Raw genomic sequence first — 12,560 nt, 5'->3', positions numbered from 1 at the left:
ACTGCCCGACATTGCATCGCGACGAGGACGCGCGCTGAAGGCGCGTGCAGGCACCGTTACGGGTGGCGAATGCTCCTGGCCCGCCGCCCCAGATTCCGCATTCACTTACATTCTTAGAACAAGGGGTAATGTATGGGGTTCTGGTCGAAACTGATCCGACGCAAGTCGGTCGAACAGCTACAGGCGGACGCAGGCGTCAGCACCGATTTCCGTCGCTCCATGGGCGTGTGGCAGCTCACCGCCATCGGTATCGGCGCCATCGTCGGCGTCGGCGTGTTCGTGCTGGCGCCCAACGAGGCCGCGCTCAATGCCGGGCCGGCCATCATCATCAGCTTCCTCGTCGCCGGCATCGGCAGTGCCTGTGCGGCTCTTTCCTACGCCGAATTCGCCGGCATGATCCCGGTCACCGGCAGCGCCTACACCTATGGCTACGCCGTGCTGGGCGAGTTGCCCGCCTGGATCATCGGCTGGGACCTGCTGGTGGAGTACGCGCTGATCGTCGGCGTGGTCGCGGCGGGTACGTCCAACTACCTGCAATCGCTGATTACCCAGATCACCGGCCTGCACCTGCCGGTATGGCTGCAGGGTGCCTATGATCCGGCGCACCCGGACAGCGGGCACGTGGTCAACCTGATCGCGATGATCGTGGCCCTGGGCATCGCCTGGGTGCAGATCATGCGCACCGAGATCGGCGCCAAGCTGAACACCATCGTCGTCACCTTGAAGGTGATCGGCGTCATCATCGTCATTGTCGCCGGCGCGTTCTACGTGCACACGGCCAACTGGACGCCGTTCATTCCACACGAAGTGCAGGACGCGGTAGCCACCGGCGGGTCCCGCTACGGCTGGAACGGCGTGCTGGCCGCGGCCAGCATCGTGTTCTTCGCGGTGTTCGGCTACGACACCCTGACCACCGCGGCCGAGGAGGCCAATAATCCGCAGCGCGACCTGCCGCTGGCGGTGGTGCTGTCGCTGGGCATCTCGATGGTGATGTACCTGGCGATCTCGCTGGTGCTGACCGGCATGGTGCCCTACAACGGCTGTATGGACCCGAGCCAGGCCGCCGGCCACTGCGACCAGATGATCCTGGCCAGCCAGGCCCCGGTCAGCGCGGTCTTCGAGGCCCGCGGCCTGCACTGGATCGGCGCCATCATCAATATCGCGGCCGTGTGCGGCATCGCCAGCGTGGTGTTCGCGTTCATGCTGGGCGCGGCGCGCATCTGGTTCGCCCTGGCGCGTGACGGCCTGCTGCCGGGCTGGTTCGCCAAGAGCCACCCGGTGCACGGCACGCCGTACCGCCCGACCATGCTGCTGGGTATCTTCACCGCCCTGGCGGCCGGTTTCCTGCCGATTCGCGAGCTGGCCGAGCTGGTCAACATTGGCACCCTGTCGGCGTTCATCCTGATCTGCGCCTCGGTGCTGATCCTGCGCATCAAGCGACCGGACATCCGCCGACGCTTCCGCACGCCGGTGTTGTGGCTGCTGGCACCGCTGGGCATTGTGTTCTCGCTGTTCCTGATCATCGGCTGGCCGTGGTTCAAGGACGGGCATTTCGCCCCGATCGGTGGCCTGGACATGGTCACCATCCTGCGCTTCATCATCTGGATGGCGATCGGCTTCATGATCTACTTCGGCTACGGCATGCGTCACAGCAAGGTCGAGCAGCACAACAACGGCGAGCTGTAAGCGCCATCATGCACCTGCCGCCCCCGGCATGATCTTTGGCAGGCGGGACGGACGGACCTCCTGTTCCAGGATGAAACAATCGCCCGCCCCCGATCCGGGGGTGGGCGATTGTTCGTTTCAACGTACGGCAACGGCCCCCACAACCCCGCTGCTGACCTTCCGGGCGTTCCCATTCGATCCTCAATGTTCGGTCCGCTTCTTGTCGCGGGCACCCTGGCGCTGCGCTTGGCGCCGACCGCCCTATCCGCGACGCTGTAACACTACAAGCTCCCGAGCGACCAGCCCTATCGGGCCGGCGCGCTGAGCGCGCACATGGGCATGATGCGCGCGGTCGACTTCCGCATATCGCTAATGCCGACTTCCAAATCAGGCTGTTTGTCCAACACATCCCGCGAAGTGGAAACTCCCAAAGCCGGAATTCAAGAGCCAAAGCTTCTATCCACTTTAAAAAACGCGTAACTTATTGACTTTAAAAGCAATCACATTGGGATCAATAGCCTAATGTTGATTTTGACGCCTTGGGGTTTCGCCTTATATTTCTGCGTGAAAAACATACAACGCTGGGTATCTGGTTGATTTTCAGGATTCTTTTGGGCGACCGGCTTGGAGGGTTTTTGTGGATAGAAGCCAGGTGGATATATAGCGGCCGGCTTTTGAATTAACTGTTATTACGGCAACCAAAATTCTGGTTGGAAAATTTAGAAACGCGGAAGTTTTGTGCCGTTTAAGAGCGTTTTCAGCATCGTGCATGTCGCAAGGTTCCAGGTTGGCAGTTTCGCTCCTAGAGCCTTCGTTCAACAAATGTGGTTCCGCACCTTCAATCCAGTATTGTAGGTGCCGGTAAGAGAATTCACAGGCGGGTAAGTTTTGGTATTCTTTCTCGTCTTAATTGGGCTGCGGCCCTCCGCTGCGCTACAGGCAGCGTGCCAGTAGGTCGTGCAAACCGTGCCTTTAATAACTAGGCCAAGCAGCATCGCCCGCGCCCTTCGGGCGCCGGCTGGACGGCCTACGCGGCGCGCTACGCACGCCAAACGCTCCGGCCGCCGCTGTTGGCAACGTTAAGTTTCAGGCATGGATAGAAGCACTTTCTCAATAATCGGCGATCGTTACTTAGATACCCAGCACGACGACGAATACATTGATAATCTTGAATCTGAATTGAGGGAACGTGGTGTTACCGGCATCTATCGCTGGTTGTTGGAGTACATTGCCGCATCGAGTCTGTGGTGGAATATCCTCTGGTGGGATTGGTGCGATCTAAACGAAAAAGATATAAAAATAGGCTGGGTACAAAATTTAGTGGCGTTCGGTCTATCGGCTATAGTGGCCGCATTTGTGGTTGGCTTTTATGCTGGTGTAGGTACTTTTCTAGCCCTACATATCTTAACGACATGGGTAGGCTTTGGACTTCGTGCAGGTACAAAACTTAACAAGCGGCTGTAGTCGCCATGCTTCGCATGGCTGGGACGGCCTTTCCGCTGCTTCGCAGCTACAAGTCCGCCCCTAAGCCGGACGTTAGTGGGTAGTTGGAAATGAAGGGAATCAACATACAACTGCAACCTGAAAGATCCTCAAATCTTGAAGTTGAAAATGTTCTAAGTGTTCTCGAGATAGAAAAACTATCTCCAAAAATTTCTGAGGGAAATGACAACGGACAATACATAAATATTGATTTCAGAGTTCATTCCGTATACGAGGTATGGAATAGGTTAAAGCCACAGTTATTTCTCTGCCCTGGAGTGAAAGAATCATCTATTGTTGTGTGTGAAGGCAGCCAAAGCTGGGATAATTACCTGCTGTTGCATCACTATGATTCATCTCAGGAAACAGATGATGTACCAAGTAACCACTAACCAGGCCAGGCTGTACGCTCCGGCGCTGCGCGCCTCCGCGGGACGGCTTACGCTATGCGCTACGCGCATAAACAGCGCAGGCCGCCCCAGCTGGCAACGTTATGTGTAAGTAAACATGGAAGAAAAGTACGAAGGAATATGGCTTAATATTGAAGAAGATAATTCTTCTAGAGTCGTGCACGAAAGCTATAGAAAGAAGCTTGACCGCCTAGAAGTAATTTATCAAAGAGCTGATGGTTGCTATCTAGCTTATTCATTTAGAAAGCAGCGAGATCCTCAGTGGCGACTCCCAGTTTGGTGCCCAGAAAATGAGAAGGCAATTCTGCCAACTTTTGAGTCTGCAAGAGAGTATTTATCGAGCTATGCCGCAAGCAACACATAACAATCACAGGCACGTTGCTACGGCCCTGCGGGCCTTCGCGGGACGGCCTACGCTACGCTCCGGCCGCCCGTGCTGTGGGCGTTACATTTGAGAGGTAAAAATGAGAATAGCTATATTGTTTACGATCCTACTTTCTAGCACTTGTATAGCTTTTGAACTTAAGGATTCGGTCAGTACGCGATTTGGTACGGTAGATATCTACTTCGATGAATCTAGTGGAAGAGAAGAGCAAAATATTGAAGATAGTAAGGACGGACTAAGTCCAATCTATTTTGTGGATTATGATTCATTAATTGGAACTTGGCAGTTGGGAGATGCCGACGTGATTCTTGTTAGAACTCCTCAAGGAAATTCATGCCCAGGTTTATTTGTTATTTATGAGGTGAAGCCAAAATTCATATCAAAAACAGAGGAGTTTGGGACGTGTTACGATGCTGATCTTGAAGTAGAAAAAAACAATAGCCATCTGATCATGAAGATGCCTAAAAGCTATTATGAAAGAACTATTGTTTCGTTTATCTTTAAGAATGGAAAAGTAGAAAAAATGTAACCAAGCAATGCAGCCGACGGCCAATTTTGTGCACCTTTTGCGCGGTCGCTGCGCTCCAATTATTGCGCAAAACGCGCATAAAATTGGCCGCGTCTGATTGCAGCGTTAGGCATCACAAGAAATGGCACAAGTAAGTAGATCGAAAGCTTCTTTGCGATTAATAGGCGAATCTCTCAACCCCAAGGAGATATCAGATCTTTTAGGATGTGAGGGTACAACTATGTATTCAAAAGGAGATATTCGAGTCCACAAAAGAACAGGAAAGCAGTACGAACGAAAAAGTGGGCACTGGTCTTTAGTTGCAGCAGCTTGTGAGCCAGAAGATATTGATGGTCAGGTTTCCGAATTGCTGAGTCAATTGTCCAGTGACCTTTCTCTTTGGCATGAACTGGCAAGTAAATATAGTATTGATTTGTTTTGTGGAATATTCATGGAAAAAAGTAATGAGGGCATAGATATATCCCCAAAGACATTGGTAGAGCTTGGTAGTCGAGGCATTGTGCTTGCACTTGACATTTACGATGGAGCGGAGTAGCCCATGCCTAACAAAGTACTGCTAGGGACAAACCTACGCTGCGCTTCGGTTTGCCCAGAGCACGGCGTTATGAGTAAGGATAGCAATGATAGACAGTCTTTTGTCGCGTTCTGCCAAGCTTGAAAGCAAGCTTTTGGAATTTCTAGCGCTCGCTCCGTTTGATGATTCGGAGAAAATTATGGCAAGCAGAGTTGTGTGCAGCATTGCTTTTGAGCATGCCGAAAGTGCAAAAATGCTGATTGCGGCTGGTAACTTAACCTCGGCCACGGGACTTGTTCGTCTCCAGTATGAAGCGTTGGTCAGGGCAATGTGGCTTTTATACGCGGCTTCTGACACCGCTGTCTCAAAATTAACAAGTGAACTGACACGGGAAACGGCTGATAGAGCTAACAGACTTCCAATGCTCAGCGAAATGCTTGAGAAATTGCAGGGCAAAGCTCCACCGGAGCCAGTAGACATGTTGCTGGAATTCAAGGAGTTCTCTTGGAAGCCCCTCAGTTCCTTTATCCATGGTGGTATTCATGCAATCCACCGCCATAGCAAAGGGTATCCGCTTCCTTTGCTTGAGCAGATGATTCGAATATCCAATGGTATATCGGTAATGGTGGGCATGCTATTGGTCATATTGCACGGTGGTGGTGAGCAGCGTGGAAAAATACCAAAAATTCAAAGAGAATTTGCGGATTGCCTGCCCGATACCAAGTCACAAATCTCATAACAAGCGACTGTGGCTTCAATCCCTATCAAAAAACTAGGCGACCCATTCCTTTTGGTCGCGAACCATCGCGTTTAAGACCGTGAGCAACTTACGCATGCAGGCAACTAAAGCTACCTTTTTGTGCTTTCCTTTTGCTACCAATTGTTGGTATTGAGCTTTGATTGCCGGGTTGCACAGCGTAGCGCTGACGGTAGCCATATACAGCACGACACGTACAGATCTCCTGCCACCTTGAATCCGTCGCTTTCCCTTGAGCTTCCCGCTGTCTCGGTTAAATGGCGCGACGCCAGCTAGCGAAGCAATCTGCTTGTTGTTCAACGTTCCGAGTTCAGGTAGGTCTCCAAGGAGAGTGTGCGCTAGAACGTCGCCAACACCTGGTACACTTTTGAGCAATCTCTTCTTCTCAGACCAGGATGATTCTTTTTCGATGGCCTTTGAGAGCTGCCCATCAACCCACTCAATCTCCTTGTCGAGAATCTTCAGGACACGCCGGTAGGAGGCCTCCAGGATTCCGTCTCCCATGACTTCATCGCGATTCAATTCTTGAACTCTAATGTTCATCAGTTGGCGACGGCGGGCCAGTAAGTCTTTGATTCTTCTTAAGTTCTTTCCGTTATTGCGACTTATCCTAGGCTGCACTTTCGCGCCAAACTCTGCAATCAGAGCAGCATCTATGCGATCAGTTTTTGCCAGCTGGTCAATAGCACCTGCATAGCGCCGTACAGAGAGAGGTTTAGCAATTACGATCGGCAGATCGCGCTCAAAGGCTGTCTGAGCAAAGTTCAGCTCATAACGGCCCGTGGCCTCGACAACTACCCGTTCTACGTTATAACGGCGTATGCGCCCAATCGAATAGCGAATACCTTCCTCGCTGTTGTCAGACGACCAGTGAACGCCTCTTTCATGGATGTGAAAATCCAGAGAGAACTTGCCAACATCCACACCAACATTGACACCCGTTACCCTGTTACGTTGAATTGCCATAGAGACTCTTCCTTGCTAAATTCGGGCTCGAAGCCCATTCGACTGTTCGAGTTAGTAAATCGGGTCGGCCGCCCGCGCCACGCTTGTTAACGGTCTCTAAGGACCAGGCAAGCATCGGGCTGGGAGGCCGGTAACATGGTGAGAGATGTTACGGGCTTCAACTTACCGAATTCGGGGGAATTAAACCATACAAGCGCATGTCGTTCGCCCCTACGGGGCTGGGGCCTCCGTTACGCTGAGCTTCACTACGGCCCCAAATGCGAGCGTTAACTTCATATGAAATATTTGATTCTATTTTTTATTTCGATTCTTTCAGGCTGCTCTAGCATTAATAGAGGGGAATCTCCACTGGAGCGTCAATTTGGAGACGAATTCTATGGAGGTGAAATATTTTATGAGCAGGCCGTATGGTTTTCTGCAGAGCCAGAGCATCAATTTTCAATAAGCCGAAATTTTGTTTATTTGTACGACCATCACTACGATGATAAATCAAAGCCAAAATTCTATAAAATTAATATTACTGACTGTGAAGGCATTAAGATTGCCGTTGACAAACTCAAGGATTCAGCAGTTAATTCAGTAGCGCGTATAGCCGGAGTCGAAGCCATACCAGATCCAGAAGTTGCCGTCTTAGATGGAGATTGGATGAAACTACGCATTAGAAGTATTGAAGCGGGATATTTTGAACTCAAAGGCGACTCAAGTACTCAATTCACCGTTCCATGGATAGATGCGGCTCAGGAAGTCTTCAATCTAGGTCATTCCTGTGCCAAGGCCAGAAGTTAACAAGGTGCTGCAGCCGACGTCTTACTTTATACACCTTTTGCGCAGTCGCTGCGCTCCTATTTTCGCGTAAAATACGCATAAAGTGTCCACGAAAGTGCTAGCAGATCATTGACCTCCTATCAAAGTTCTCTAATGAAGACAAGCTGGGCATCAAAGGCCAGGCAGAGCAGAGAGTTCTGTGGAACCTAACATGAAGTTTTGAAAAGGTTTTATATGATCCATCCTCTGAAAATTTTTCTGACATTATATAGGCGGCTATAAACACAAGTGGCTAAATCAGATTTCTTACTATGAAAACATTCTCAAAGCTATACGATCCTCGTGGTATCTCCGGACTTTGCATCCTTGTAATGTGCTTTGCACACGGCGTCTATGCTCGAACATTACCCCCTACTTTGAATGAATTCATGGTTGTCTTGCCTGGCGGTACATTTGAGCAAGGCAGCCCGGATAGCGAACCCAGGCACCAGGACCGTGAGGGCCCGGTGCATAAGGTGCACTTGCAAACATTTGCCCTTGGCAGATTTGAGGTAACCGTGGCCCAGTTTCGCACCTTTGTAGAGCAAACGGGCTATCTTACGGATGCCGAACGCGATGTCCCCGCATTTGGCCAAGCGGCTCCAGGGTGTTTTTCGCACCAGCAAGCGGGTAAACCCTCAGCAGGCTGGGTCGCGGGGCGTTCCTGGCGCGACCCCGGATTTGCTCAAGCCGATACTCACCCCGTTGTATGTGTTAGCTGGAATGATGCCAGCGCCTATGTGGCCTGGCTTCGGGACCAGACAGGACTCAACTATAGGCTGCCGACCGAGAGTGAATTCGAATATGCACAACGGGCTGGTAAACGCACCCCGTATGCCTGGCCTGATGATAGTGAGCTCTGTGTACGTGCCAATCACGGAGATAAGAGCTTGCGGAGCGTACTGCCTGACTTGAAATCTGAAACGACAAGCTGCAATGATGGTCATGCATTTTCTGCCCCGGTGGGAAATTATGAGCCCAATGCCTTCGGTCTTCATGACATAGTGGGCAATGTATCGGAGTGGACCGAGGATTGTTGGCACGAGACGTATCAAGATGCTCCTTCAGACGGCCGCTCATGGGAAGCGTCTGCTAAAGCGGAATGTCGAGGCCGGGTATTGCGAGGGGGCGACTTCATGAGCCCTACCGCGCAACTCCGCTCAGCTAATCGAACCTGGATTCCCGAGTCGTTTCGCACCTATCACGTGGGATTTCGTGTTGCCCTGGAGCAGTAATTGGGGGAGCGGCTGTACAGCAAGGTTATGCGTAATTAGAGCAAAGAATAAGCAATCCATCATGGCAACAAACCGCTTCAGGGGTTCAGCGCTGCTCCCTCATGGGTGTTTCCGTCACTTCGAGAACATCACTGTTGCGGCTTATGGCGTAGTCCAGCCGTGATTTCCCATTTTTCAAGAACTATAAAGTGCCAACTTAGTGACTATTTCATACCGCATCATACTAATTTTCCTCGGCTTGACTGCATGCCTATACCCCCTGGGGTTGTGGCTGCTGGTCAGGCTGCAAACTGCGAGCCCGCTGATGTTCTCCGTCGGATTGGCTGCGATCGGAGCCTGCCTTATATGCCGGCGCAGCCCCAGATCTCTGGGCTGGGGCTGGGGAAGCTGGAAATATCACTGGATTAGTTATCTCATCCCCCTGGCCTACTGCTCAATCGCTTATGTTGCTATTTGGTGGCTTGGCCTCGGCAATTGGTACGATCAGAGCTTTATTGATGCGTTGCGCAGCGGATATCAGGTCGACAATTGGACAGACGGGGCAATCATTGCATTTCGATTCGCGGTCACGGCTACTGTAAGCTTCGCGCTCATACTGCCCGGTGTTTTAGGAGAGGAAATCGGGTGGCGCGGATTACTCGTGCCGGAACTTTCCAAGAGTCTGAGTTTTTCGCAAGTATGCCTGATAAGCGGGATCATCTGGGCCGTCTGGCACTGGCCTCTCATGCTCCTGGGTTTCTACAAAAATCCAGAGGTTTCCATTGGCTATCAGATGACGTGCTTCTCACTGTGCATTGTGTCTATGTCGGTTGTGATGACCTACATCCGCTACCAAACAGGCAGCTTGTGGCCGGCAGTTATTTTGCACATGAGCCACAACGCCTTCTTGCAGAAGTTCTTCACACCCATCACAGAGAGCACCTCAAATTCAGCCTGGTTTGTAGACGAGTTTGGCATTGCCCTACCCCTGATGGCCGGCATCATTGCCGTGATTTTTTGGCGAAAAGGAGTCCAAAAGTTTGACAGGCCTAAAAAACAACCAGACCACACCGACAGACAGATTCCGCAATACTCACCGCGCTAAATTGCTGTCGCCGCCGAAGATTGAAACGTAAGACTTAAAGGATTAATCGTGGCTTGGATCAGGCAAGGTATAAAAACGTACATTAGGGGCAATGTCTACGCCGCGAACCGGATTACCCAGGGCGCGGCACTATATTCCCGGTAAAGACATGAATAAATACGTAGCGTTCTTACTTGTTATACACTCCACGTCTACTTTTACTGACTCTCCCGGTGAGCATCTAGAAGGGACACTTCACTATTTATGGAAAAGATAGTCACCCTGCCATATACGCCATGAATAAATGCCTGGCAACAATGAAAGGTTATAGGGATGGGTTAGGAAAGCAGGATTGCAGCAATACGCAAATTCCTACTTAAGCAGGCCACGCTGAATGCCCCAACTGATAACACTGAGAAAAACTAGTTTGACATGAAAAAATTAATCCTACTAACCATATTTCTAAGCTTACCGCCTTTCGTATTCGCCGATGAGCCGGACTGCAGCTTACTCGTTGGGAAATGGAGAATGGATGGATTTGATTACACCATGGCGGCTCAGCGCGAGTCCTATTCTGAGTTCTTCAAGGATGGTACGTTTAAGATCGTTTCAGTAAATGTCACCGGCACAGGCAAGACCAAGCAAGTAGAAACCGGCTATTGGGAGTGCGAAGGAGACACCCAAATAATTTATACAGATAGGGTAGATGGGGAAAGTGTAGAATATAGAGACAGATACAAGATAATTGAGCTGAACGACTCTTACCAAAAGTTAAAGCGCATTCCAGAGCAGTGTGATGAAATACTCACCGATTGCGGCAAAGTTTATGAATATATTCCATGGAATTAAGCTGGCACTGTGCGGTAATTCGCCGAAAAGACTGTATATTCTTTGCTCTAGCCCGACATTCCAATTATGGTACAAATGGATAATGGACTTATTTGCGGCCAAACAAAGCACTATGGGAATGGAACCAATATGCAAAATTCAGTTTCGCTAGGAAGATATGTCAAAAAGCGAAACGGGGTAGCCCTGGGCGCCACTGGTTCGATGCGGAATATGTTATCTCGCTCTCTGGGAGCAGGTGAATTCGCCGCTTTCTGGCATTACTGGAACCCCATTTGGGGCTTCTATCTGTCTCGTAACGTTATGAGGCCGCTTAACGCGTTCCTGCCAAACTGGTTAGCAGTACTCCTTACTTTTATGGTCAGCGGTGCCATTCATGATGCCGCTGTATCTCTGGCAAAATGGAAAGCCATCTTCTTCTTTACGCCCTGGTTTTTACTTATGGGTCTGGTCGTTATTATTTCCAAATACCTTTCACTTTCTTACCATACCTATCCATGGACCATTCGTTGCGCCATCAATTTATTTTTTATTGCTTTTACACTATGGCTAACCATCTTCCTTGAAAATAGCTATGTGTAGCAAAGAGGCACTACCGCCCTTCCTGGCCTGCGGCGACCTTTAAGAAAATTTTCGGGCCCATGATTACAGAAAAATAGATACTAAGCGCAAAATAATAGGGATAATAATAATGAAAATTTTAATATCGGTTATTATTCTATTCTGCCTTTCAGCATCAGTGCTGGCTAACGCACCCTTGTCTCAAGCAGAGCTGCAACAGAAAGCGGAAGAATTCATCCAGGCAAAGAATGCGAGGCAACAGCCCGGTACAACCATAAAGGACATTGACAACTTTATTTCCTTATTCTCCGATGACTTTATTGACGAACATGTAAAATATAACGTTACCGTTACAAAGAAGTCCGACCTCAGACAAGGCATGATCACCAAGCTGGCGGATAAAGTTTACTTCTGCAAAATAAAAATAGATCAGTTGATGTTTGGCCGCAATGTTGTCTTCATCAAATATACTGAGCACGCTAAAGTGAAGCCGTCTCACCTGAAAAAGGTGGTTGAGTACACCAGTACAAACATTGTCTCCCTGGAATTTGATGACAACGGGCTTATCAAGCATCTGCGGCGACATCACGGTTTGTAGCGCTCAACCAGGCTCTAAGGAATGTCTCCCTGCCACCAACAAGGCTAGCCAACAACTTAGTCACTATTCGCCTCTGGGTGCCACGTACAGGAAGAATTATGAAGAAATATCGTCTCATTGCGCTGCTATTCAGCCTGCTTCCAGGCTTACTGATAGCTGACGACTGGCGCCAGGGTGAAAACCTTGTCACGCCATATAAGCCTGCAGAGAATCAGTGGGAGCTTTTACGAAAGGACACACCAGATGAACGGGGAATGATGTGGCGGAGCAAGCAGTACGGATTCAATGACTCCTACGTTGTCACTGTATACCCGGGTCTGACGAAATCTCTTATATCCATGCGCACCCTGAACGATGCTCCGGGGAAAAAGTCCTGCACCAAACGATTCAAGAGTATCGATTTACAGCCGATTGCTAATCGCAACTACCCCTCGCTTTTCTGGCGCACCGAATGCGAGACCGGTCAGGGCTTTAAGGCGCAAATGATCAATTTGCTTATCCAGGGTAAGGATAGCTTCTACCATATCCGGAAAGTATGGCGAGGAGATGAGGTTAAACCTGACGTCTCTACCTGGGTTTCCAGACTGGCGGGGATCTACGTGTGTGATACCAGAGATGAAACCAAAGCCTGCCCGACTGACTATAAAAAAGTTAATGATTTTTAACAGGTTTACTTACGCGGCTGCCGCATCAGTACAATTTTTACACTGCAGACAATGCGGCAAAAAGTCATTTACAGATCTTT

At 50.1% G+C, this 12,560-nt stretch carries 15 protein-coding genes; 14 read left to right on the top strand and 1 reads right to left on the bottom strand.

The window, feature by feature from the left end:
- Positions 1–132 precede the first annotated feature (132 nt).
- The 7 genes from ABDK11_RS09570 to ABDK11_RS09540 all read left to right on the top strand — a co-directional run bounded on the left by ABDK11_RS09570 (position 133) and on the right by ABDK11_RS09540 (position 5,724).
- Positions 133–1,686 carry an amino acid permease gene (locus ABDK11_RS09570; protein WP_346840062.1) on the top strand — a complete coding sequence of 518 codons (1,554 nt, stop codon included), beginning with the start codon at positions 133–135 and terminating at the stop codon, positions 1,684–1,686.
- A gap of 1,071 nt (positions 1,687–2,757) precedes the next feature.
- Entirely contained in the window at positions 2,758–3,129 is a 372-nt protein-coding gene (locus ABDK11_RS09565) for a hypothetical protein (RefSeq protein WP_346840061.1), read from the top strand.
- Between the two features lie 89 nt (positions 3,130–3,218).
- Positions 3,219–3,539, top strand: a complete 321-nt coding sequence (locus ABDK11_RS09560; RefSeq protein WP_346840060.1) for a hypothetical protein — start codon at positions 3,219–3,221, stop codon at positions 3,537–3,539.
- Positions 3,540–3,654: 115 nt separating this feature from the next.
- Entirely contained in the window at positions 3,655–3,921 is a 267-nt protein-coding gene (locus ABDK11_RS09555; RefSeq protein ID WP_346840059.1) for a hypothetical protein, read from the top strand.
- Positions 3,922–4,021: 100 nt separating this feature from the next.
- Entirely contained in the window at positions 4,022–4,471 is a 450-nt protein-coding gene (locus tag ABDK11_RS09550) for a hypothetical protein (protein WP_346840058.1), read from the top strand.
- A gap of 121 nt (positions 4,472–4,592) precedes the next feature.
- Positions 4,593–5,006, top strand: coding sequence for a DUF4279 domain-containing protein (locus ABDK11_RS09545; protein ID WP_346840057.1), 414 nt, complete (start codon positions 4,593–4,595; stop codon positions 5,004–5,006).
- 85 nt (positions 5,007–5,091) lie between these two features.
- Entirely contained in the window at positions 5,092–5,724 is a 633-nt protein-coding gene (locus tag ABDK11_RS09540) for a hypothetical protein (RefSeq protein ID WP_346840056.1), read from the top strand.
- 33 nt (positions 5,725–5,757) lie between these two features.
- Here the strand turns inward: ABDK11_RS09540 and ABDK11_RS09535 are convergent, their stop codons facing one another.
- Complete coding sequence (locus tag ABDK11_RS09535) at positions 5,758–6,708, bottom strand: IS110 family transposase (RefSeq protein ID WP_346837882.1); 951 nt, start codon at positions 6,706–6,708, stop codon at positions 5,758–5,760.
- A 276-nt stretch (positions 6,709–6,984) separates the two neighbouring features.
- Between ABDK11_RS09535 and ABDK11_RS09530 the strand changes: the two genes are divergently transcribed.
- From ABDK11_RS09530 to ABDK11_RS09500, 7 genes are all read left to right on the top strand, one after another.
- Positions 6,985–7,494, top strand: a complete 510-nt coding sequence (locus ABDK11_RS09530; RefSeq protein WP_346840055.1) for a hypothetical protein — start codon at positions 6,985–6,987, stop codon at positions 7,492–7,494.
- Positions 7,495–7,784: 290 nt separating this feature from the next.
- Entirely contained in the window at positions 7,785–8,747 is a 963-nt protein-coding gene (locus ABDK11_RS09525) for a formylglycine-generating enzyme family protein (RefSeq protein ID WP_346840054.1), read from the top strand.
- Positions 8,748–8,946: 199 nt separating this feature from the next.
- Positions 8,947–9,831, top strand: a complete 885-nt coding sequence (locus tag ABDK11_RS09520; protein WP_346840053.1) for a type II CAAX endopeptidase family protein — start codon at positions 8,947–8,949, stop codon at positions 9,829–9,831.
- A gap of 507 nt (positions 9,832–10,338) precedes the next feature.
- Positions 10,339–10,659 (top strand): hypothetical protein, encoded by a 321-nt coding sequence (locus ABDK11_RS09515; RefSeq protein WP_346840052.1) that lies wholly within the window; start codon positions 10,339–10,341, stop codon positions 10,657–10,659.
- A gap of 129 nt (positions 10,660–10,788) precedes the next feature.
- On the top strand, positions 10,789–11,238 hold the full coding sequence (locus tag ABDK11_RS09510; RefSeq protein ID WP_346840051.1) for a hypothetical protein: 450 nt from the start codon (positions 10,789–10,791) through the stop codon (positions 11,236–11,238).
- Positions 11,239–11,347: 109 nt separating this feature from the next.
- On the top strand, positions 11,348–11,815 hold the full coding sequence (locus ABDK11_RS09505; protein ID WP_346840050.1) for a hypothetical protein: 468 nt from the start codon (positions 11,348–11,350) through the stop codon (positions 11,813–11,815).
- Between the two features lie 98 nt (positions 11,816–11,913).
- Entirely contained in the window at positions 11,914–12,480 is a 567-nt protein-coding gene (locus ABDK11_RS09500; protein ID WP_346840049.1) for a hypothetical protein, read from the top strand.
- The last annotated feature ends 80 nt before the right edge of the window (positions 12,481–12,560 follow it).

Source organism: Microbulbifer sp. SAOS-129_SWC, from assembly GCF_039696035.1.
GTDB lineage: Bacteria > Pseudomonadota > Gammaproteobacteria > Pseudomonadales > Cellvibrionaceae > Microbulbifer.
This window is presented reverse-complemented; position numbering and strand designations above follow the sequence as displayed.

Excerpts from the sequence above, each read along its gene's own strand:
- ABDK11_RS09550 (WP_346840058.1), top strand. The coding sequence starts at position 4,022 with ATGAGAATAGCTATATTGTTTACGATCCTACTTTCTAGCACTTGTATA.
- ABDK11_RS09525 (WP_346840054.1), top strand. The coding sequence starts at position 7,785 with ATGAAAACATTCTCAAAGCTATACGATCCTCGTGGTATCTCCGGACTT.
- ABDK11_RS09510 (WP_346840051.1), top strand. The coding sequence starts at position 10,789 with ATGCAAAATTCAGTTTCGCTAGGAAGATATGTCAAAAAGCGAAACGGG.
- ABDK11_RS09565 (WP_346840061.1), top strand. The coding sequence starts at position 2,758 with ATGGATAGAAGCACTTTCTCAATAATCGGCGATCGTTACTTAGATACC.
- ABDK11_RS09535 (WP_346837882.1), bottom strand. The coding sequence starts at position 6,708 with ATGGCAATTCAACGTAACAGGGTAACGGGTGTCAATGTTGGTGTGGAT.
- ABDK11_RS09545 (WP_346840057.1), top strand. The coding sequence starts at position 4,593 with ATGGCACAAGTAAGTAGATCGAAAGCTTCTTTGCGATTAATAGGCGAA.
- ABDK11_RS09500 (WP_346840049.1), top strand. The coding sequence starts at position 11,914 with ATGAAGAAATATCGTCTCATTGCGCTGCTATTCAGCCTGCTTCCAGGC.
- ABDK11_RS09505 (WP_346840050.1), top strand. The coding sequence starts at position 11,348 with ATGAAAATTTTAATATCGGTTATTATTCTATTCTGCCTTTCAGCATCA.
- ABDK11_RS09515 (WP_346840052.1), top strand. The coding sequence starts at position 10,339 with ATGGATGGATTTGATTACACCATGGCGGCTCAGCGCGAGTCCTATTCT.
- ABDK11_RS09570 (WP_346840062.1), top strand. The coding sequence starts at position 133 with ATGGGGTTCTGGTCGAAACTGATCCGACGCAAGTCGGTCGAACAGCTA.
- ABDK11_RS09540 (WP_346840056.1), top strand. The coding sequence starts at position 5,092 with ATGATAGACAGTCTTTTGTCGCGTTCTGCCAAGCTTGAAAGCAAGCTT.
- ABDK11_RS09530 (WP_346840055.1), top strand. The coding sequence starts at position 6,985 with ATGAAATATTTGATTCTATTTTTTATTTCGATTCTTTCAGGCTGCTCT.
- ABDK11_RS09560 (WP_346840060.1), top strand. The coding sequence starts at position 3,219 with ATGAAGGGAATCAACATACAACTGCAACCTGAAAGATCCTCAAATCTT.
- ABDK11_RS09555 (WP_346840059.1), top strand. The coding sequence starts at position 3,655 with ATGGAAGAAAAGTACGAAGGAATATGGCTTAATATTGAAGAAGATAAT.